A 15,322-nucleotide genomic window follows, 5' to 3' on the forward strand; every position below is an offset into this window, starting at 1 on the left:
GCTGAAACGGGTCAAAATCCCAAAAATAACGCCACAACCTCAGCGTTTATCACTCCCCAAAATTATGGTCGCAAAAATTGAAGGTTGGTCAGGATTCAGACCGGCCGTTAACCCTTTTTTTGGGGTTATTGAAATTGATTCGGAAGGCGGGCCGATGATCGTTGTCGTGGACGAACGCGAACTCGTAACTGCGGGCTTCAACTCACTTTTTGACAGGGAAGGCGTTGCCTGCACGGGCTTCGCGCCGGACGACTTCGACGAGTGGGTGACGAGTGCGCGGGAGGATGACCTTCGCTCCGTCAGCGCCTTCCTGATCGGCGATTGCCGCGAAGGCAGCGTATCGCCGCGCCAGATCCGTGGCCGCACCGGCGCTCCGGTGATCGCGCTCAGCGAACACAACTCGCTGGAAAATACCCTGAAGCTGTTTGAATCCGGCGTCGACGATGTGGTGCGCAAACCCGTCCACATCCGCGAGATTCTGGCGCGCATCAGCGCCATACGCCGCCGTGCCGAGACCGAGCCCGATTACACCGAGGTCGGCCGGATGCGCATCTTCATGGACGGGCGCGATCCCGAGATCGACGGTCAGCCCCTGCCGCTGCCGCGCCGCGAGCGCCGCATTCTGGAATATCTGGCCGCCAACAGCGGCCGGCGCGTCACCAAGACCCAGGTGTTCAACGCCATCTACGGCATCTTCGATGACGAGGTGGAGGAGAACGTGGTCGAGAGCCACATCTCCAAACTGCGCAAGAAGCTGCGGGAAAGGCTGGGGCACGACCCCATCGAGTCCAAGCGCTTCCTTGGCTACCGGCTGGTACTGTGAGGCAGGAAGGCGCGACACAAGGTCAGGTCCGCGCCAGCTTCGCGCAAGACAGACGGTCTATCCTGCCCGCCACACAAGGTGGACCTGAGGAGACGTCTCAATGAGCCTCTACGGAATGATGCGTACCGGCGTTTCCGGCATGGCGGCCCAGTCGAGCAAGCTGGCCACGACCGCCGACAACATCGCCAACTCCGACACCACCGGATACAAGCGCGCTTCGACCGAATTCTCGTCGATGGTCATGCCCAACACCGGGCGCAGCTATACATCGGGCGGCGTCACCACCACGGTGATCAATTCGATCAGCCAGCAGGGCATCCACAAATACACCACCTCCGCCTCCGACCTTGCCGTGGACGGCAACGGCTTCTTTGTCGTGCAGGATCCCGGCGGCACCAAGTTCCTGACCCGTGCCGGCGCCTTCGTGCCTGACGGTCAGGGCCGTCTGGTCAATGCGGCCGGCTTCCAGCTCATGGCCTACCCCTACGGCTTTACGCCCGCATCCGGTTCGGCCGACTATGGCAGCCTCGTTCCCGTCGCCGTTCCGCAAGGCGAGATCCCGGCGAAGGCCACCACGCAAGGCGCTTTTCAGGGCAGCATACCCACCGGCTCCACTCCGGTGCCGCCGGCCAACCTGCCGTCTGCGAACGGCGTATCGGCGCAAAGCACGGTGAGCTCCTCGCTCGTCGTCTATGATGCGCAGGGCACCCAGCGCATCCTCGATGTGCATTTCACCAACACCGGCGCCGGCACATGGGAGGTCGCAGTCTTCGACCGCGCCGATGCGGCTCCGGGCGGCGGCTTTCCCTATTCCTCCGGCGCGCTGGGAACCACGAACCTGACCTTCGATCCGGTCACTGGCGCCATCGATCCGGCTGCCACAACGCTGTCGCTGTCCCTGCCGGGCGGACAGGCAATCGATCTCGATTTTTCCCAGATGACCGAGACCGGCACCCAGCCGTCGGTCGTGCAGAATGCCGATGGCTACGCCGGCAGCGCCATCGAGAAGATCGAGATCGGCAAGGATGGCGTTGTGTCGGCCATCTACGGCAACGGCACGATCGAAAAGCTGTTCTCCATTCCGCTGGCCGAGGTTCCGAGCCCCGACCGTCTGACCGTTCTGCCCGGCAACGTGTTCGCGGCCAACAGTGAGTCCGGGGATGTCAGCATCGGCCTTGCCAATGAAAAGACGCGCGGGTCCATCGTTTCGGGCGCACTGGAAAACTCCAATGTCGATATCGCCGAGGAGCTGACCGACATGATCGCCGCGCAGCGCAGCTATACGGCCAATTCCAAGGTGTTCCAGACCGGTTCGGAACTCATGGACGTTCTCGTCAACCTCAAGAGATAAAGGCGGCGTCAGCCGTAAAACCGCAGCATGTCACTTTCATCCGCACTCAGCATCGCTCAATCTGCGCTTCTTTCGACGTCGCGCCAGACCAGCGTTGTCACACGGAATGTGGCGGATGCGTCGAACCCCGACTATGCGCGCCGCACCGGCGTGGTTGTCAGCACCGCGCCCGGCGCGCGCATGGTCACCATCCAGCGCGCCGTCGACCAGCAGCTCTTTCGCCAGAACATCACCGCCATTTCGGCCTGGAGCGGACAAAGCACGCTGGCCAGCGGGCTTGACCGGCTGCAACTTGCAGTCAACGGCGTGGACAACGCCTCGTCGGCTTCCAGCGCCATCGGCAAGCTGCACAATGCCCTGCAGCTTTATGCAACGACGCCGTCCAACCCGAATGTCGGCGCTACCGTCGTTGATGCGGCCAAACAGGCGGTGCGCTCGCTGAACAACGGCACACAGGCCATACAGGCCTTCCGCGCCGAAGCCGACAGCCAGATCGCCGCCTCGGTCTCGGAACTCAACCAGTTGCTGGCGCAGTTCGAGGACGTCAACAAGGCCATCGTCTCCGGCACCCGCACCGGAGCCGATGTGTCGGATGCGCTCGACAAGCGCGACGCCCTGCTGAAGAGAATTGCCGAGCATGTGCCCGTGACGACGCATATGCGCGCCGACAACGACATGGTGATCACCACCACGAACGGCATCACCATGTTCGAGACGGTGGCGCGCCCCGTTTCCTTCGCGCCATCGGCAGCCTATTCGCCGGGCATGGCCGGCTCGACTGTCTACATCGACAATGTGCCGGTTTCCGCCGGCACCGATGAGGCATCGGGCAAGCTTGCGGGCCTGCTGCAACTGCGCGACAGCACCAGCGTGACGATGCAGGCGCAGCTCGATGAGATCGCGCGCGGACTCATCAGCGCCTTTGCCGAAAGCGCGCCGCCTTTGTCGGATGCCGCTGGACTGTTCACATGGAACGGCGCGCCAGCCGTCCCCGGCAGCCTCGTCACCGGCCTTGCCGGGCAGATTTCGGTCAACGCGGCCTTCGATCCCGAGCAGGGCGGCGACGTCACCCTGCTGCGCGATGGCGGGGCCAATGGCGCCGCCTATGTGGCGAACGCGGGAGGAACGGCATCCTTCGCGGACCGGCTGATTGCGCTCGGCGACAAGCTCGACCAGCCCATGACGTTCAGCCCGGCCGCGGGCATCACGGCGTCTTCGAGCGTCACGGCCTATTCGGCCAGCGCCATAGGCTGGCTCGACAATGCGCGCCAGCAGGCAACCGCGCAGGCCGATACCAAGGAGGCGCTTGCATCCCGGACGGCCGAAGCGCTCTCCAACGCCACCGGCGTCAACATCGACACTGAAATGTCGCTCATGCTCGATCTTGAGCACACCTATCAGGCATCCGCCCGTCTGCTCAGCACGGTGGACGAAATGCTGAAAACCCTGCTGAACGCGGTCTGACCATGAAAGCAGTTTCCGTCTCATCAGCCGCCATCTCCAATGCGATGCGCTATTCGCAGACGCGCATGCAGGTCGACCTGGTAAAAGCCCAGAAGGAGATGGACACCGGCAAGGTGGCCGATACCGGGCTGGCGCTGGGGGCCAGAAGCGCGCAGGCGGTGAATTTTCACCGCGACCTCGACCGGCTGAACGCGCTGGTCGATTCCAACGCGCTGGTGTCCGCCCGCCTCAAATCAACACAGGATTCGCTCGGCCAGATCGTATCGGCAACGCAGAACCTCGTGAACGTGCTGACCGTGGCCGTCGCCGGCGATGCATCCGACAGCGTAACATCGAAGAGCGGCAGCACTACGCTGCAATCGCTGTCCACATTGCTGAACGCCAGCATGAACGGCGAATATCTGTTTGCCGGCACCAACACCGACGTCCGTCCCCTCGACGACTACACGTCATCCTCCTCGCCGGCCAAAGCAGCATTCGATGCCGCCTTCCTAAGCCATTTCGGATTCACCAAGGACGATCCGGCCGCCGCCGGCATTTCCGCCGCCGATATCGAAACATTCATGACCAGCGTGGTGGAACCGCAGTTCATGGGTGCGGGCTGGGAAGCGAACTGGTCGAGCGCGACGGATCAGGCGATCGTCAGCCGCATAGCCCTGAACGAGACCACGCAGACCTCGGTGAGCGCAAACAACGAGGGTCTGCGCAAGGTCGCCATGGCCGCGACGCTCGCCTTCGAGGCTTTCTCGGGCAACCTGTCGCAGGAAGCCAAAATGGCCGTCGCCACGCGCGCGCAGGCCCTGGCCGGTGAAGCGATTGCCGATCTCGGACAATTGCAGTCGCAGACCGGCATCATCCAGAATCGCGTGTCGGATGCCAGCACCCGCATCAACACCCAGATCGATCTGTTCGAGAAGCACATCATCGCACTGGAGGGCGTAGACCCGTACGAGGCCGCCAACCGCGTCAACGATCTGATGAGCCATATCCAGACATCCTTCGCGCTGACGGCGCGCATCAACCAGCTCAGCCTGCTGAACTACCTCACCTGACGGGGCGAATTCGCGATGTATCAATTCTCCTACGCCGACATTCAGACCGACTCGGTGGCCGATGCCAAAGACCGCGAGCGCCAGTTGCTCAGCCGGTCGATCGACATGCTGACGGCCGCAGCCGCAGCCGGCGCGGAATCGCGCGAAGCCGTGGAGGCGCTGCATTTCACCGCACGCATCTGGGCGACGCTGCTTGAGGATCTCGGTTCCGGCGAAAATGCCCTGCCGAAGGAGCTGCGCGCAAATCTCATCTCAATCGGCATGTGGGTGCTGCGCGAGGCCGAGGACATCAGGCAGGGCCGCACCAGCGATTTTCAGGGCATCATCGAGATCTCCCAGATCATCCGGGATGGCATTCAATGAAAAGCACCCTCAAGCTGTCCCTGAAGGCGAATGAGAAGCTCTACATCAATGGCGCGGTGATCCGCCCTGACCGCAAGGTCTCCATCGAGATCATGAACGACGCTCAGTTCCTGCTGGAAAATCACGTGCTTCAGCCGGAAGACGCCAGCACGCCCCTGCGCCAGATCTATTTCATCCTTCAGGTCATGCTGATGAACCCGCAAGGTGCCCCCGACGCGCGTGACATGTTCCGCAAGTCGCTGCCGCTTCTGCTGGCCAGTTTCGGGGACGAGCACATCCTTGCCAGCCTCAAGCAGGTCGACCGTATGGTCGCAGAAGGCGACGTCTACGGCGCGCTGAAAACCATACGCTCACTCTATCCGGCCGAGCAGGCCGCCCTGCAGGGCGGCAATGACCGGGAAAAACTGCGGGATTTCGAACCGCTGGCCATGGGAGCACGCTGACCATGAACGTCGATATGACCACATCAATTCCTGCCGGCGCCAACCAGTCGTCCTCGGCCCAGTCCAAGGCCATGGTGGACTACAACTCGTTCCTGAAGCTGCTCATCGCGCAGATGAAAAATCAGGATCCGACGCAGCCGATGGATTCCACCCAGTATGTGGCCCAGCTCGCCACCTTCTCGCAGGTCGAGCAGTCCATGCAAGCCAACACCAAGCTGGACCAGATCCTGCAGGCGTCGAGCCTGTCGCAGGCGACCAGCCTGATCGGGCATTCCATCAGTTCGCTTGATGGTGAGGTTTCCGGCATCGTCAAGGAAGTGCGGGTTTTCAGCGACGGCATGGTGGCCGTTCTGGAATCCGGAGAGCAGGTTCTGGTCGGTCCCGGCATCAGCATCACGGCGCCGCCGGCAGGTGACACCGGTCCGGCCACAACCTGAACGGATCGCCCTCAGGACGGGGCTTTTGCCATGAACGAAGCCGATGCGCTCGACATCATGCAATATGCGGTGTGGACGGTGCTTGTCGCCTCCGCCCCCGTAGTGCTTGTCGCCATGGTCATCGGCATCGGCATCGCGCTCGTGCAGGCCCTGACCCAGATTCAGGAAATCACCCTGACCTTCGTGCCCAAGATCGTGGCGATCATGCTTGTGGTGGCGCTCTCGGGGCCCTTCGTCGGCAGCCAGATTTCGGCCTTTGCCAACGTCATTTTCGAACGCGTCGAGAACGGCTTCTAGAGCCTTTCCGGCAAAGACGCGAAAGCAGCTTTGCCTTCGGGTCCCTCGTCCGAACCCTCTGTGCCAGTTCGCTCTCCGGCACCGGTCCACGCGTGGCGAGACTGGACACGGCGGCGCGACGCGCCCATGTTAGAAACATACTTCTCCGAAACGATTTGCGCCCAATATATTCGTCCATGGGCAACCCGGATTTTGAAAAGGTCCGCCTCACGGTGGAACATAACGAGTGATCGACGACGAACACGACACCCACCGAAGCTCCACTCTCGCCCCTTTCAGGCACGGAATATTCCGTGCGGTATGGACAGCAAGCCTCGCCTCCAATTTCGGCGGCCTGATCCAGAGCGTGGGCGCGGCGTGGCTGATGACCTCGATCACCACCTCGTCGGATATGGTGGCCCTTGTTCAGGCTTCCACGGCGCTGCCGATCATGCTGTTTTCGCTGGCCTGCGGTGCGATCGCCGACAGCTTCGACCGGCGCAAGGTGATGCTGGTGGCGCAGAGCTTCATGCTCATCGTCTCCGTTCTGCTTACCATCTTCGCCTATAAGGGCCTCATCACGCCGTGGCTGTTGTTGTCCTTCACCTTCCTGATCGGTTGCGGTACCGCGCTGAACAACCCTTCATGGCAGGCTTCGGTGGGCGATATGGTGCCGCGCGAAGACCTGCCGGCAGCGGTGGCCCTGAACTCCATGGGCTTCAACCTCACCCGCTCGGTCGGCCCTGCCATCGGCGGCATCATCGTCGCCGCGGCCGGTGCCGCGGCAGCCTTCGCCGTCAATGCCGCCAGCTACATCGCCCTTCTGACCGTCCTTGCCCGCTGGAAGCCGAACCTGCCCGCCTCGAAGCTGCCGCGCGAGACGCTGGGGGCCGCGATGGGAGCGGGCATCCGCTATGTCGCCATGTCGCCCAATATCGGCAAGGTGCTGCTGCGCTCCTCCACCTTCGGCTTTACCAGCGGTTCCATTCTCGCCCTCCTGCCGCTGGTCGCGCGCGATCTGGTGCAGGGAGGGCCGCTTACCTTCGGAATCATGCTGGGCGCATTCGGGCTTGGCGCCGTCGGCGGCGCGCTGATCAGCGGTCGCCTGCGCCAGATGCTGTCGAGCGAGGTGATGGTGCGTTGCGCTTTCGTCGGCTTCGCCATCTGCGCGCTCACCGCAGCACTCAGTTCCTATGCCTGGCTGACGGCCTCCGGCCTGCTGATCGGCGGTGCCTGCTGGGTGCTGGCTCTGTCGCATTTCAACGTGACGGTGCAGATGTCGACCCCGCGCTGGGTGGTCGGTCGCGCCCTCTCCATCTACCAGATGGCCACTTTCGGCGGCATCGCGCTGGGAAGCTGGATCTGGGGCGTCGTCGCCGAAACGCATGGCGTGGAGGCAGCCCTGATTGCGTCATCGCTGACCATGCTTGCCGGCGGTGCCATCGGCTTTGCCGTGCCGCTGCCGCAGCTGACCACCATGAACCTCGACCCGCTCAACCGCTGGACCGAACCGCTGCTGTCGCTCGACCTGAAGCCGCGCAGCGGCCCCATCGCCATCATGATCGAATATGTCATTCAGGAGAAGGACCTGCCGGAGTTCATCGAGCTGATGGCCGAGCGCGGGCGCATCCGCCGCCGCGACGGCGCGCGCAACTGGACGCTGGCGCGCGATCTCGAAAATCCCGACATCTGGATGGAAAGCTACCATACGCCGACATGGCTGGAATATGTGCGTCACAACACCCGCGCCACCTTCGCCGATGCCGCGATTTCGGAACGCATCCGCGCCCTGCACAGCGGCACGGAAAGACCCCGCGTGCGCCGCCTGATCGAGCGGCAGACCAGCGCCCAGCAGGCCATCGTCACGCCGAAGGGCCCGATCGACCTGCACTGACCCTGCACCCCACCCTCGCGCAAGTTTGAGCGGCTAGTTTCGCAGAGAACTTGCGCAAGGGTGGCAACGGCAGACCATGGCGATCAGCGAAAGCATTTCGACGGGGAGCACGGCCCGTAACGGGCGCGACGTCTTCTTCGCGCTCGGCATCGTCATCATTCTGGCAGTGCTGTTCCTGCCCATCCCGGCCTTCCTCATCGACATCGGCCTCGCCTTCTCGATTGCCCTGTCGGTGCTGATCCTCATGGTTGCGCTGTGGATCCAGCGCCCGCTCGACTTCTCGTCCTTCCCCACCATCCTGCTGATCGCGACGATGCTGCGCCTGTCGCTCAACATCGCCACCACCCGCGTCATCCTCTCGCACGGCAATGAGGGCACCAACGCGGCGGGCCACGTCATCAGCGGCTTCTCGAAACTCGTCATGTCGAGCGATTTCGTCATCGGCCTGATCGTCTTCCTGATCCTGATCGTGGTGAACTTCATCGTCATCACCAAGGGTGCGACCCGTATCGCCGAAGTGGGCGCGCGCTTCACCCTCGACGCCATCCCCGGCAAGCAGATGTCGATCGACGCCGACCTTTCCGCCGGCACCATCGACGATAAGACCGCCCAGTTGCGCCGGCGCGAACTGGAAGAGGAATCCTCCTTCTTCGGCTCCATGGACGGCGCCTCGAAATTCGTGCGCGGCGATGCCATCGCCGGCCTCATCATCACCGCCATCAACATCGTCGGCGGCATCGCCATCGGCTATCTGCGCCATGGCATGAGCATGGGCGAGGCAGCCGACGTCTTCATCAAGCTCTCGGTCGGCGATGGTCTCGTCACCCAGATTCCGGCGCTGATCGTCTCGCTGGCCGCCGGCCTGCTGGTGTCCAAGGGCGGCACGCGCGGCTCGGCCAACCAGGCCGTGTTCGGCCAGTTGGGCGCACATCCGCGCGCGCTTTACGTTGCCGCATCGCTGCTTGCCCTTCTCGGCATCATGCCCGGCCTGCCGCTGTTTCCCTTCATGGTTCTGGCCTGCGCCATGGCTGGTCTGGGCTATGTGATCCCCATGCGCCAGAAGCGCGAGATGGCCGCCGAAGATGCCGCGCGCAAGAGCGAGGAAGCCGCCAAGGCCGATGAAGAGAAAAACTCGGTCAAAGCCTCACTGGCCACCGCCGAGATCGAACTTCTGGTCGGCAAGCAGCTTTCGACGCGACTGCTGACCTCGCATCAGGAACTCGCCTTCCGCATGGGCAAGATGCGCAAGAAATTCGCCACCCAGTATGGCTTCGTGGTGCCGGAAATCCGGCTCACCGATGACTTCGCCATCCCGCCGAAAAGCTACCAGATCAAGATCCACGGCACTGTCGTGGCCGAATACGAGACCCGTGTCGGCGAGATCATGGTGCTGCTCGGCAATCGCGACCTTCCCGAAATTCCGGGCGAGGAAGTGAAGGAGCCGGCCTTCGGAATGCGCGCCTATTCGGTGCTGGAAACCTTCGCGGAAGACCTCAAGCGCGAACAGTTCGCCTATGCCGACAACATGTCGGTGCTGCTCACCCATCTGTCCGAAGTCATCCGCAACAACCTGCCGCAGCTTCTGTCCTACAAGGACATGAAGGCGCTTCTGGAGCGTCAGGACCCCGAATACCGCAAGCTTGCCGACGAGATCTGCACCACCCACATCTCCTATCCGGGCCTGCAGGCAGTACTGAAGCTGCTGCTGGCCGAGCGCGTGTCGATCCGCAACCTGCACCTCATCATCGAGGCCATCGCCGAGATCGCGCCGCATGTGCGCCGCACCGAACAGATCGTCGAGCATGTGCGCATCCGCATGGCGCAGCAGATCTGCGGCGACCTCACCGAAGGCGGCGTGCTGAAGGTGCTGCGTCTCGGCAACCGCTGGGACCTCGCCTTCCACCAGAGCCTCAAGCGCGACGCCAAGGGCGAGATCCGCGAATTCGACATCGATCCGCGCCAGCTCGAAGAGTTCGGTCAGGATGCCACCAAGGCGATCCGCAAGCATCTGGAAGCCGGCGAGCGCTTCGTTCTCGTCACCGCGCCGGATGCGCGCCCCTATGTGCGCATGATCATCGAACGCCTGTTCCCGACCCTGCCCGTGCTCAGCCATGTCGAGATCGCCAGAGGCGTCGAGATCAGGGTGCTTGGAACCATATCGTGACCGCTCTGGCCGAGAGCACCATTCTGGCGGGCTTCCTCGCCTTTTGCCGCATCGGCGCCTGCATGATGCTGATGCCCGGCCTTTCCAGCGTGCGCGTGCCGGTGCAGGTGCGCCTGTTCACCGCGATCGCCGTTACCATGGCGCTGCTCGCCTTCCTGTGGGATCGCATCTATCCCTTTGTCGATGCCCGCCCTTCCGTGCTGGCGCCGATGATCGTCTCCGAACTGCTCATCGGCGGGCTGATCGGCGCGCTGACGCGCCTCTACATGGAAGCAATGCGCTTCATCGGCACGGCCATCGCCATGCTGATGGGGTTCAACAGCATGGGCGGCACGGCCATCGAGGAGCCCGACCCGCAGGGGCCGCTCGCCGCCCTCATCTCGCTGTCGGCCCTGCTGCTGCTGTTCGTGTTCGATTTCCATCTGGAAATAGTCCGCGCCCTCGTCGCCTCCTATTCGATCGCGCCGGTGAACGTCTTCTTCAACCCGCAATCGGCGCTGGTCGACGTGGCCGACACCGTTTCGGAAAGCTTCTTTCTGGTGCTGCGGCTGGGCAGCCCCTTCATCGCCTATGCCATTCTGGTCAACCTCACCATCGGCTTCGTCAACAAGCTGACGCCGCAGATCCCGATCTACTTCATCTCCCTGCCCTTCGTGGTCGCCGGCGGGCTGATCCTGTTCTATTTCGCCTTCTCGACCATGCTGTCCCTGTTCGCCGACGGTTTCCTCGGCATGACCCTTGCAAGGTAACGCGCATGGCACCACGCACCCAGCGCCTGAAAAAGCTCGTCAAGGTGCAGGAACAGCTCACCGCCCTGCACGAGATGCGCCATGCCATGCATCTGGCGGCATCGGCAGCGGCGAAGCGCGACGCAGAAGAGATTGCCGCCGGCTTCGATGCGCCCGGCTCGCTCTCTGCCCTCTTTCCCGATGTCTACAACCGCAGGATTTCCGACGCTCTGGCGCGGGCTGATGAAGAAAACGGAAAGGCGAGCGCCGAGGCAGCGCAGCTTGCCTCTGCCACGGCCCGCACCAACATCGTGGAACGCGCCTACCGGCAGGCTCGCCGGGCCGACGAGCGCCACATGGAAGAACGCACGCTGCTCGATCTCATCGAACAGCAACAAACCCGCGGCTGAACGAACGCACGTCAGCCTGCGGCAAGGTTTCGGCGTCATGATCCTTTACAGAAAAACCGGTGGAAGGCTCTTTTCTTGGCGATCTCTCCTCCCAGCGACATAGTGCTCGATGTGGCGCGGGCGGCAGACCCGGCCGACATCCGCAAGGCACACGCCGAACTGCTCAGCCGCGCCGGCGAAAGCGACGCGCCGTTCGAGGTCGCAGGCGTCCGCGATGCCCGCGCCTCCCGGCCTGCCGAAGGGGCTGACAGCTTCAGGCGATTCGAGGCCATGGTCCTGCAGACCTTCATCCAGAACATGCTGCCGAAAGATGCCGAGGGCGTTTTCGGCAAAGGTCTCGCCGGCGACATGTGGAAGGCGCGCATGTCCGAAAATATTGCGGACGTTGTGGCCGCGCGCGGCGGCATCGGCATCGCCCAGACCCTGGCATCGGCCCACTATCTGGCCGCCGGTCAGACCGATGCGGCGGGCACGGCTTCGGCCAATCCGCGCAAGGCCGAGCTGGACGCGCAGCTCAGCATGTCGTCATCGCTTGTCCACCAGCTTCAGCTGCGGGTCATGCGCTCGCTTGGCGACACCAGCCCAACCCAGACAGAATCCCGCAGCAAGTAAGGCAGGGTCATGAGCGAGTATTCCGAATTTAGCCCCGGCCTTCCCCGCCCGTCGGACATGGTTGCCGCGGGCGCCGCACCCGGCAGCCTCGCCGCCATAATCGGCCGCATCGAGGAAGCGGTCGAGGCCGAGACGCAAGCCATTCGCTCCGATCCCGCATTCGACATCAAGGCATCCAATGCCCGCAAGAGCCGCTATCTCTACGAGCTGAACCGGGCGATGAAAGCCGGCCGGCCCGAAACCATGGCCGAGCATCGCGACGGTCTCCTGCGATTGCGCCAGAAGCTGGCGCGCAACGAGGCCGCCATTCTGGCGCATCTCAATGCCGTGACCGAGGTGGCGAACCTGTTGAAGGACGCGATCCAGCACGCGGAAGCCGACGGCACCTACTCCGCCGGCCAGTTCGGCTGGGCGCAATCATGACGAGGCTTGCCATGCGAACGGGGCTTGCCGTGCTGCCATGATAAAGTTCGTCGTCTCGGCCTTGTGGATCAGCGCAGCAACGGTGGGGGCTGTCTTCTACGCGTTTCAGGCCTCCGGCAAGAGCGACGATGCGGCGCCCGCCCCCGCCATGTTCGGCGGTCTCGACTATGTGAAGACCGACATCATCACCGTACCGGTGGTGCGCGACGCGAAGGTCGATGGCTATTTCATCGCGCGGCTGGTCTTCACCGCCGAACCGGCCCGTCTGAACAAGCTTTCCGTGCCGGCGCCGGCCCTGATAACCGATGAGGTCTATTCCTACCTCTACTCCACGCCCCAGCTCGATTTCACGGGCCAGGCTCCAATTAACATCGACAAGTTCCGCAACGGCGTGCGCGAGGCCATCAATGCCCGCGTCGGTGAAAAGCTCATTCATGAGGTGCTGGTGGAACAGGTGGATTTTCTGACCAAGGACGAGATCCGCAACCATCCAAACCGCCGCCGCAAACCCGCCGCACAGACCAACCCGGCACCGGAAGCCGCCCCATAAGATACGGCGCGGAGAAACCGTCGAAATCACGTTGACGTAAACGTCAATTTTGACCTATAAAACCTGCAAACGGCGCGGGTCTTCCGCACCGTATGGAGGCTTGGCACAGTCCGGGCAAACGCAACAGCGCACAGGCGCAAAATCACGGGAAGAGAATCATGGGCGTTCAGGACATCGCGGACAAGCTGAAGTCTCAGGTCGAGAGCGCCGGCTTTAACCGGTCGGTGAAGTTCGATACCGGAAGCGATGGCGTCATCCTCATCGACGGCACCAGCATCTCCACCACCGACGGCCCGGCCGACTGCACCATCAAGCTCTCGCTCGACGATCTGGAATCGCTGCTCGCCGGCGATCTGAACCCGACCATGGCTTTCATGAGCGGCAAGCTGAAGATCGAGGGCGACATGTCGATCGCCATGCAGCTCAGCCAGCTCATCGGCTGATCGGTCAGCACGGCACACACCCCGGCCCGCAACAGGCTGAGGATAAACAGAAGGCCCCGTTCAACCGGGGCCTTCTTTGCTTTCAAGCCGATATGGCAGGGCGTTTGCCCGCGCCTTTCAGTTCAGCCTACCTTGCGCAGACCGGAGGCCTCGCGCGCCAGTTCCTCTATGCGGCCCCAGTCTTCCTTTTCGACCAGATCGTCGGGCGCCACCCACGAGCCGCCGACGCAGATGACATTCGGCAGTCCGAGATAGGTGGAGGCATTGGCGGGGCTGACGCCGCCTGTCGGGCAGAAGCGCACATCGGCGATCGGCGCGGCCAGCGCCTTGAGGAAGGCAGCGCCGCCCGCCTGCTCGGCCGGGAAGAATTTCAGGAAGTGCAGGCCTGCCTGCCGGGCGGCCATGATCTCGCCCGGCGTGATCGCCCCGGGCAGGAACGGTACGTCGCTGTCGGCGGATGCCTTCAGCAGTTCCTTGGTGATGCCGGGGCTGACGATGAAGCGCGAGCCTGCATACACCGCCGCTTCATACTGGGCGGGATCGAGAATGGTGCCGGCGCCGACGATCGCTTCACCGACCTCCCCGGCCACACGCCGGATCGCCTCGACCGCATCGTCGGTGCGCAGCGTGATCTCGATGGCCGGCAGCCCGCCTCGTGCCAGTGCGCGCGCGAGCGGCACAGCGCGTCTCGCATCCGCGATCCTGAGCACCGGGATGACGGGTTGGCCAGCGAGCAGGGCAACCAGCTTGTCGGACTTGTTCGGCATGGCGATCTTTCAGCAAAATCAGTAATTCAACCGATTTAGCACGACAGATTTGTCAAGTCTATGAAGCCATCGCCTCAGGACAGCCCGAACAGCCGGAAAAACCCCGCCTTGATGGCGGACCACCAGCCCGGCGTCGGGCGCGCAATGGCCGTCTTCAGCGCCGCAAGCGTTTTTGGCCCGGCGATGCCGTCGGCGACGAGACCATTCTCCTTCTGGAAGCGGCGCAGCGCAGCCTGTGTCGCCGGCCCGAAAAGCCCGTCAGCCGCAATGCCATAGCCGAGCGCGGCCAGATGCTGCTGCAATTCCCGGACAGCTTCGCCTTTCGAGCCAGCCTTCAGAACAGTGCCGGCATCAGTTGTGCCCGCGCCTCCCGCATGGCGCCGATAAGCGGCGGCGAGCTTCCTGTCATAGCCGTTCTTCGCATAGCCGGGACCGTTGTAGCCGCGCGCGAAAGCCGGCCAGTCCTGCGCATTCAGCACTGAGATCAGGCCCGCCTTGTCGATATAGCGCACCATCAGCCGGATCTGGCCGGCCGCGCCCGACCGCACTTCGGCAACCAGTGCCTGCACATTGGGATAGCCAAGCCACAGCCAGTGCGAACCCATCACCTGCCCGACCCCCCATGATGTGGATTCATAGGCGGCGCTGGCATCGATCTGCGTGGCCTTGCCGAGCAGCACCCAGCGGGCGCTCTGGGTGGCGGGATTGGCCACCGCGCCCGCCTTCGGGGAGGCGAGCCCAAGCTCGCGGGCGCGCGCCTGTTTGCTGCCAGTTAGGCGGCGGTCGAAATAATGGCCTTCAAAGCGGATGAGCGGCTCGTTGCGCCCCTGCACGACGGCGAAAAGACGTCCGCCGCTTTCCACTTCCATGACAGCCAAAAGGGCAGCCGGTGTGATGCCGGCCTGCCGTGCTGCGGCCTGTGCTTCGCGGATGACATCCTGGCTGAACATTGGCTTGCGCGCTCCCCTGTCGGTTCCCATTGGCAGGCCCGAGTTTCGGCGCGATTGGAACGGTGGGGATAAAAACGCGTCCGGAAAATGCCGGTTTCCCTTCCGCACACCTGAAAGCATTGGCGCTTTTTGCCTTATCATGAGCCGGCCGGAACATCTTGAATCCACGCGC

The 15,322-nt window shown here is 63.3% G+C and carries 18 protein-coding genes; 16 read left to right on the forward strand and 2 right to left on the reverse strand.

Annotated elements, in window-relative coordinates; translation table 11 throughout:
• Window positions 1-154 precede the first annotated feature (154 nt).
• From HNR59_RS14825 to HNR59_RS14900, 16 genes are all read left to right on the forward strand, one after another.
• Window positions 155-823, forward strand: coding sequence for a response regulator transcription factor (locus HNR59_RS14825; protein ID WP_183831796.1), 669 nt, complete (start codon window positions 155-157; stop codon window positions 821-823).
• 100 nt (window positions 824-923) lie between these two features.
• On the forward strand, window positions 924-2,174 hold the full coding sequence (locus HNR59_RS14830) for a flagellar hook protein FlgE (protein WP_183831797.1): 1,251 nt from the start codon (window positions 924-926) through the stop codon (window positions 2,172-2,174).
• 27 nt (window positions 2,175-2,201) lie between these two features.
• Complete coding sequence (gene flgK / locus HNR59_RS14835) at window positions 2,202-3,638, forward strand: flagellar hook-associated protein FlgK (RefSeq protein ID WP_183831798.1); 1,437 nt, start codon at window positions 2,202-2,204, stop codon at window positions 3,636-3,638.
• 2 nt (window positions 3,639-3,640) lie between these two features.
• On the forward strand, window positions 3,641-4,690 hold the full coding sequence (locus HNR59_RS14840) for a flagellar hook-associated family protein (RefSeq protein WP_183831799.1): 1,050 nt from the start codon (window positions 3,641-3,643) through the stop codon (window positions 4,688-4,690).
• Between the two features lie 15 nt (window positions 4,691-4,705).
• Window positions 4,706-5,053 (forward strand): flagellar biosynthesis regulator FlaF, encoded by a 348-nt coding sequence (gene flaF / locus HNR59_RS14845; protein WP_183831800.1) that lies wholly within the window; start codon window positions 4,706-4,708, stop codon window positions 5,051-5,053.
• On the forward strand, window positions 5,050-5,496 hold the full coding sequence (gene flbT / locus HNR59_RS14850; RefSeq protein ID WP_183831801.1) for a flagellar biosynthesis repressor FlbT: 447 nt from the start codon (window positions 5,050-5,052) through the stop codon (window positions 5,494-5,496). The genes flaF and flbT overlap by 4 nt, the downstream gene beginning before the upstream one ends.
• A 2-nt stretch (window positions 5,497-5,498) precedes the next feature.
• Window positions 5,499-5,933: a flagellar hook assembly protein FlgD gene (flgD, locus tag HNR59_RS14855; protein ID WP_183831802.1), complete on the forward strand. Its 435-nt coding sequence runs from the start codon at window positions 5,499-5,501 to the stop codon at window positions 5,931-5,933.
• A gap of 30 nt (window positions 5,934-5,963) precedes the next feature.
• The gene (fliQ, locus tag HNR59_RS14860) at window positions 5,964-6,230 is read left to right on the forward strand and encodes a flagellar biosynthesis protein FliQ (RefSeq protein WP_183831803.1); all 267 of its coding nucleotides are present in this window, start codon (window positions 5,964-5,966) and stop codon (window positions 6,228-6,230) included.
• 226 nt (window positions 6,231-6,456) lie between these two features.
• Window positions 6,457-8,103 carry an MFS transporter gene (locus tag HNR59_RS14865; protein ID WP_183831804.1) on the forward strand — a complete coding sequence of 549 codons (1,647 nt, stop codon included), beginning with the start codon at window positions 6,457-6,459 and terminating at the stop codon, window positions 8,101-8,103.
• Between the two features lie 76 nt (window positions 8,104-8,179).
• Window positions 8,180-10,267, forward strand: coding sequence for a flagellar biosynthesis protein FlhA (flhA, locus tag HNR59_RS14870; RefSeq protein ID WP_183831805.1), 2,088 nt, complete (start codon window positions 8,180-8,182; stop codon window positions 10,265-10,267).
• A 5-nt stretch (window positions 10,268-10,272) separates the two neighbouring features.
• Window positions 10,273-11,016 (forward strand): flagellar biosynthetic protein FliR, encoded by a 744-nt coding sequence (gene fliR / locus HNR59_RS14875; protein WP_210307375.1) that lies wholly within the window; start codon window positions 10,273-10,275, stop codon window positions 11,014-11,016.
• Window positions 11,017-11,021: 5 nt separating this feature from the next.
• On the forward strand, window positions 11,022-11,405 hold the full coding sequence (locus HNR59_RS14880) for a hypothetical protein (RefSeq protein ID WP_183831807.1): 384 nt from the start codon (window positions 11,022-11,024) through the stop codon (window positions 11,403-11,405).
• A gap of 75 nt (window positions 11,406-11,480) precedes the next feature.
• The gene (locus HNR59_RS14885; RefSeq protein WP_246374732.1) at window positions 11,481-12,017 is read left to right on the forward strand and encodes a rod-binding protein; all 537 of its coding nucleotides are present in this window, start codon (window positions 11,481-11,483) and stop codon (window positions 12,015-12,017) included.
• A 9-nt stretch (window positions 12,018-12,026) separates the two neighbouring features.
• Entirely contained in the window at window positions 12,027-12,440 is a 414-nt protein-coding gene (locus HNR59_RS14890) for a hypothetical protein (RefSeq protein WP_183831808.1), read from the forward strand.
• 37 nt (window positions 12,441-12,477) lie between these two features.
• Window positions 12,478-12,990: a hypothetical protein gene (locus tag HNR59_RS14895; protein WP_183831809.1), complete on the forward strand. Its 513-nt coding sequence runs from the start codon at window positions 12,478-12,480 to the stop codon at window positions 12,988-12,990.
• Between the two features lie 158 nt (window positions 12,991-13,148).
• Window positions 13,149-13,433 (forward strand): SCP2 sterol-binding domain-containing protein, encoded by a 285-nt coding sequence (locus tag HNR59_RS14900; protein ID WP_183831810.1) that lies wholly within the window; start codon window positions 13,149-13,151, stop codon window positions 13,431-13,433.
• A 122-nt stretch (window positions 13,434-13,555) separates the two neighbouring features.
• On the opposite strand, the gene HNR59_RS14905 is transcribed toward HNR59_RS14900, so the two are convergent.
• On the reverse strand, window positions 13,556-14,200 hold the full coding sequence (locus tag HNR59_RS14905; protein ID WP_183831811.1) for a 2-dehydro-3-deoxy-phosphogluconate aldolase: 645 nt from the start codon (window positions 14,198-14,200) through the stop codon (window positions 13,556-13,558).
• A gap of 74 nt (window positions 14,201-14,274) precedes the next feature.
• The gene (locus tag HNR59_RS14910) at window positions 14,275-15,150 is read right to left on the reverse strand and encodes an N-acetylmuramidase domain-containing protein (RefSeq protein WP_183831812.1); all 876 of its coding nucleotides are present in this window, start codon (window positions 15,148-15,150) and stop codon (window positions 14,275-14,277) included.
• Window positions 15,151-15,322: the final 172 nt, after the last annotated feature.

The sequence above is a fragment of the Aquamicrobium lusatiense genome, assembly GCF_014201615.1.
Taxonomy (GTDB): domain Bacteria; phylum Pseudomonadota; class Alphaproteobacteria; order Rhizobiales; family Rhizobiaceae; genus Mesorhizobium; species Mesorhizobium lusatiense.

Excerpts from the sequence above, each read along its gene's own strand:
- HNR59_RS14880 (WP_183831807.1), top strand. The coding sequence starts at position 11,022 with ATGGCACCACGCACCCAGCGCCTGAAAAAGCTCGTCAAGGTGCAGGAA.
- HNR59_RS14890 (WP_183831808.1), top strand. The coding sequence starts at position 12,027 with ATGAGCGAGTATTCCGAATTTAGCCCCGGCCTTCCCCGCCCGTCGGAC.
- fliQ (WP_183831803.1), top strand. The coding sequence starts at position 5,964 with ATGAACGAAGCCGATGCGCTCGACATCATGCAATATGCGGTGTGGACG.
- flgD (WP_183831802.1), top strand. The coding sequence starts at position 5,499 with ATGAACGTCGATATGACCACATCAATTCCTGCCGGCGCCAACCAGTCG.
- flaF (WP_183831800.1), top strand. The coding sequence starts at position 4,706 with ATGTATCAATTCTCCTACGCCGACATTCAGACCGACTCGGTGGCCGAT.
- HNR59_RS14895 (WP_183831809.1), top strand. The coding sequence starts at position 12,478 with ATGATAAAGTTCGTCGTCTCGGCCTTGTGGATCAGCGCAGCAACGGTG.
- HNR59_RS14830 (WP_183831797.1), top strand. The coding sequence starts at position 924 with ATGAGCCTCTACGGAATGATGCGTACCGGCGTTTCCGGCATGGCGGCC.
- HNR59_RS14910 (WP_183831812.1), bottom strand. The coding sequence starts at position 15,150 with ATGTTCAGCCAGGATGTCATCCGCGAAGCACAGGCCGCAGCACGGCAG.
- HNR59_RS14825 (WP_183831796.1), top strand. The coding sequence starts at position 155 with ATGATCGTTGTCGTGGACGAACGCGAACTCGTAACTGCGGGCTTCAAC.
- flgK (WP_183831798.1), top strand. The coding sequence starts at position 2,202 with ATGTCACTTTCATCCGCACTCAGCATCGCTCAATCTGCGCTTCTTTCG.
- HNR59_RS14840 (WP_183831799.1), top strand. The coding sequence starts at position 3,641 with ATGAAAGCAGTTTCCGTCTCATCAGCCGCCATCTCCAATGCGATGCGC.
- HNR59_RS14900 (WP_183831810.1), top strand. The coding sequence starts at position 13,149 with ATGGGCGTTCAGGACATCGCGGACAAGCTGAAGTCTCAGGTCGAGAGC.
- HNR59_RS14905 (WP_183831811.1), bottom strand. The coding sequence starts at position 14,200 with ATGCCGAACAAGTCCGACAAGCTGGTTGCCCTGCTCGCTGGCCAACCC.
- flhA (WP_183831805.1), top strand. The coding sequence starts at position 8,180 with ATGGCGATCAGCGAAAGCATTTCGACGGGGAGCACGGCCCGTAACGGG.
- flbT (WP_183831801.1), top strand. The coding sequence starts at position 5,050 with ATGAAAAGCACCCTCAAGCTGTCCCTGAAGGCGAATGAGAAGCTCTAC.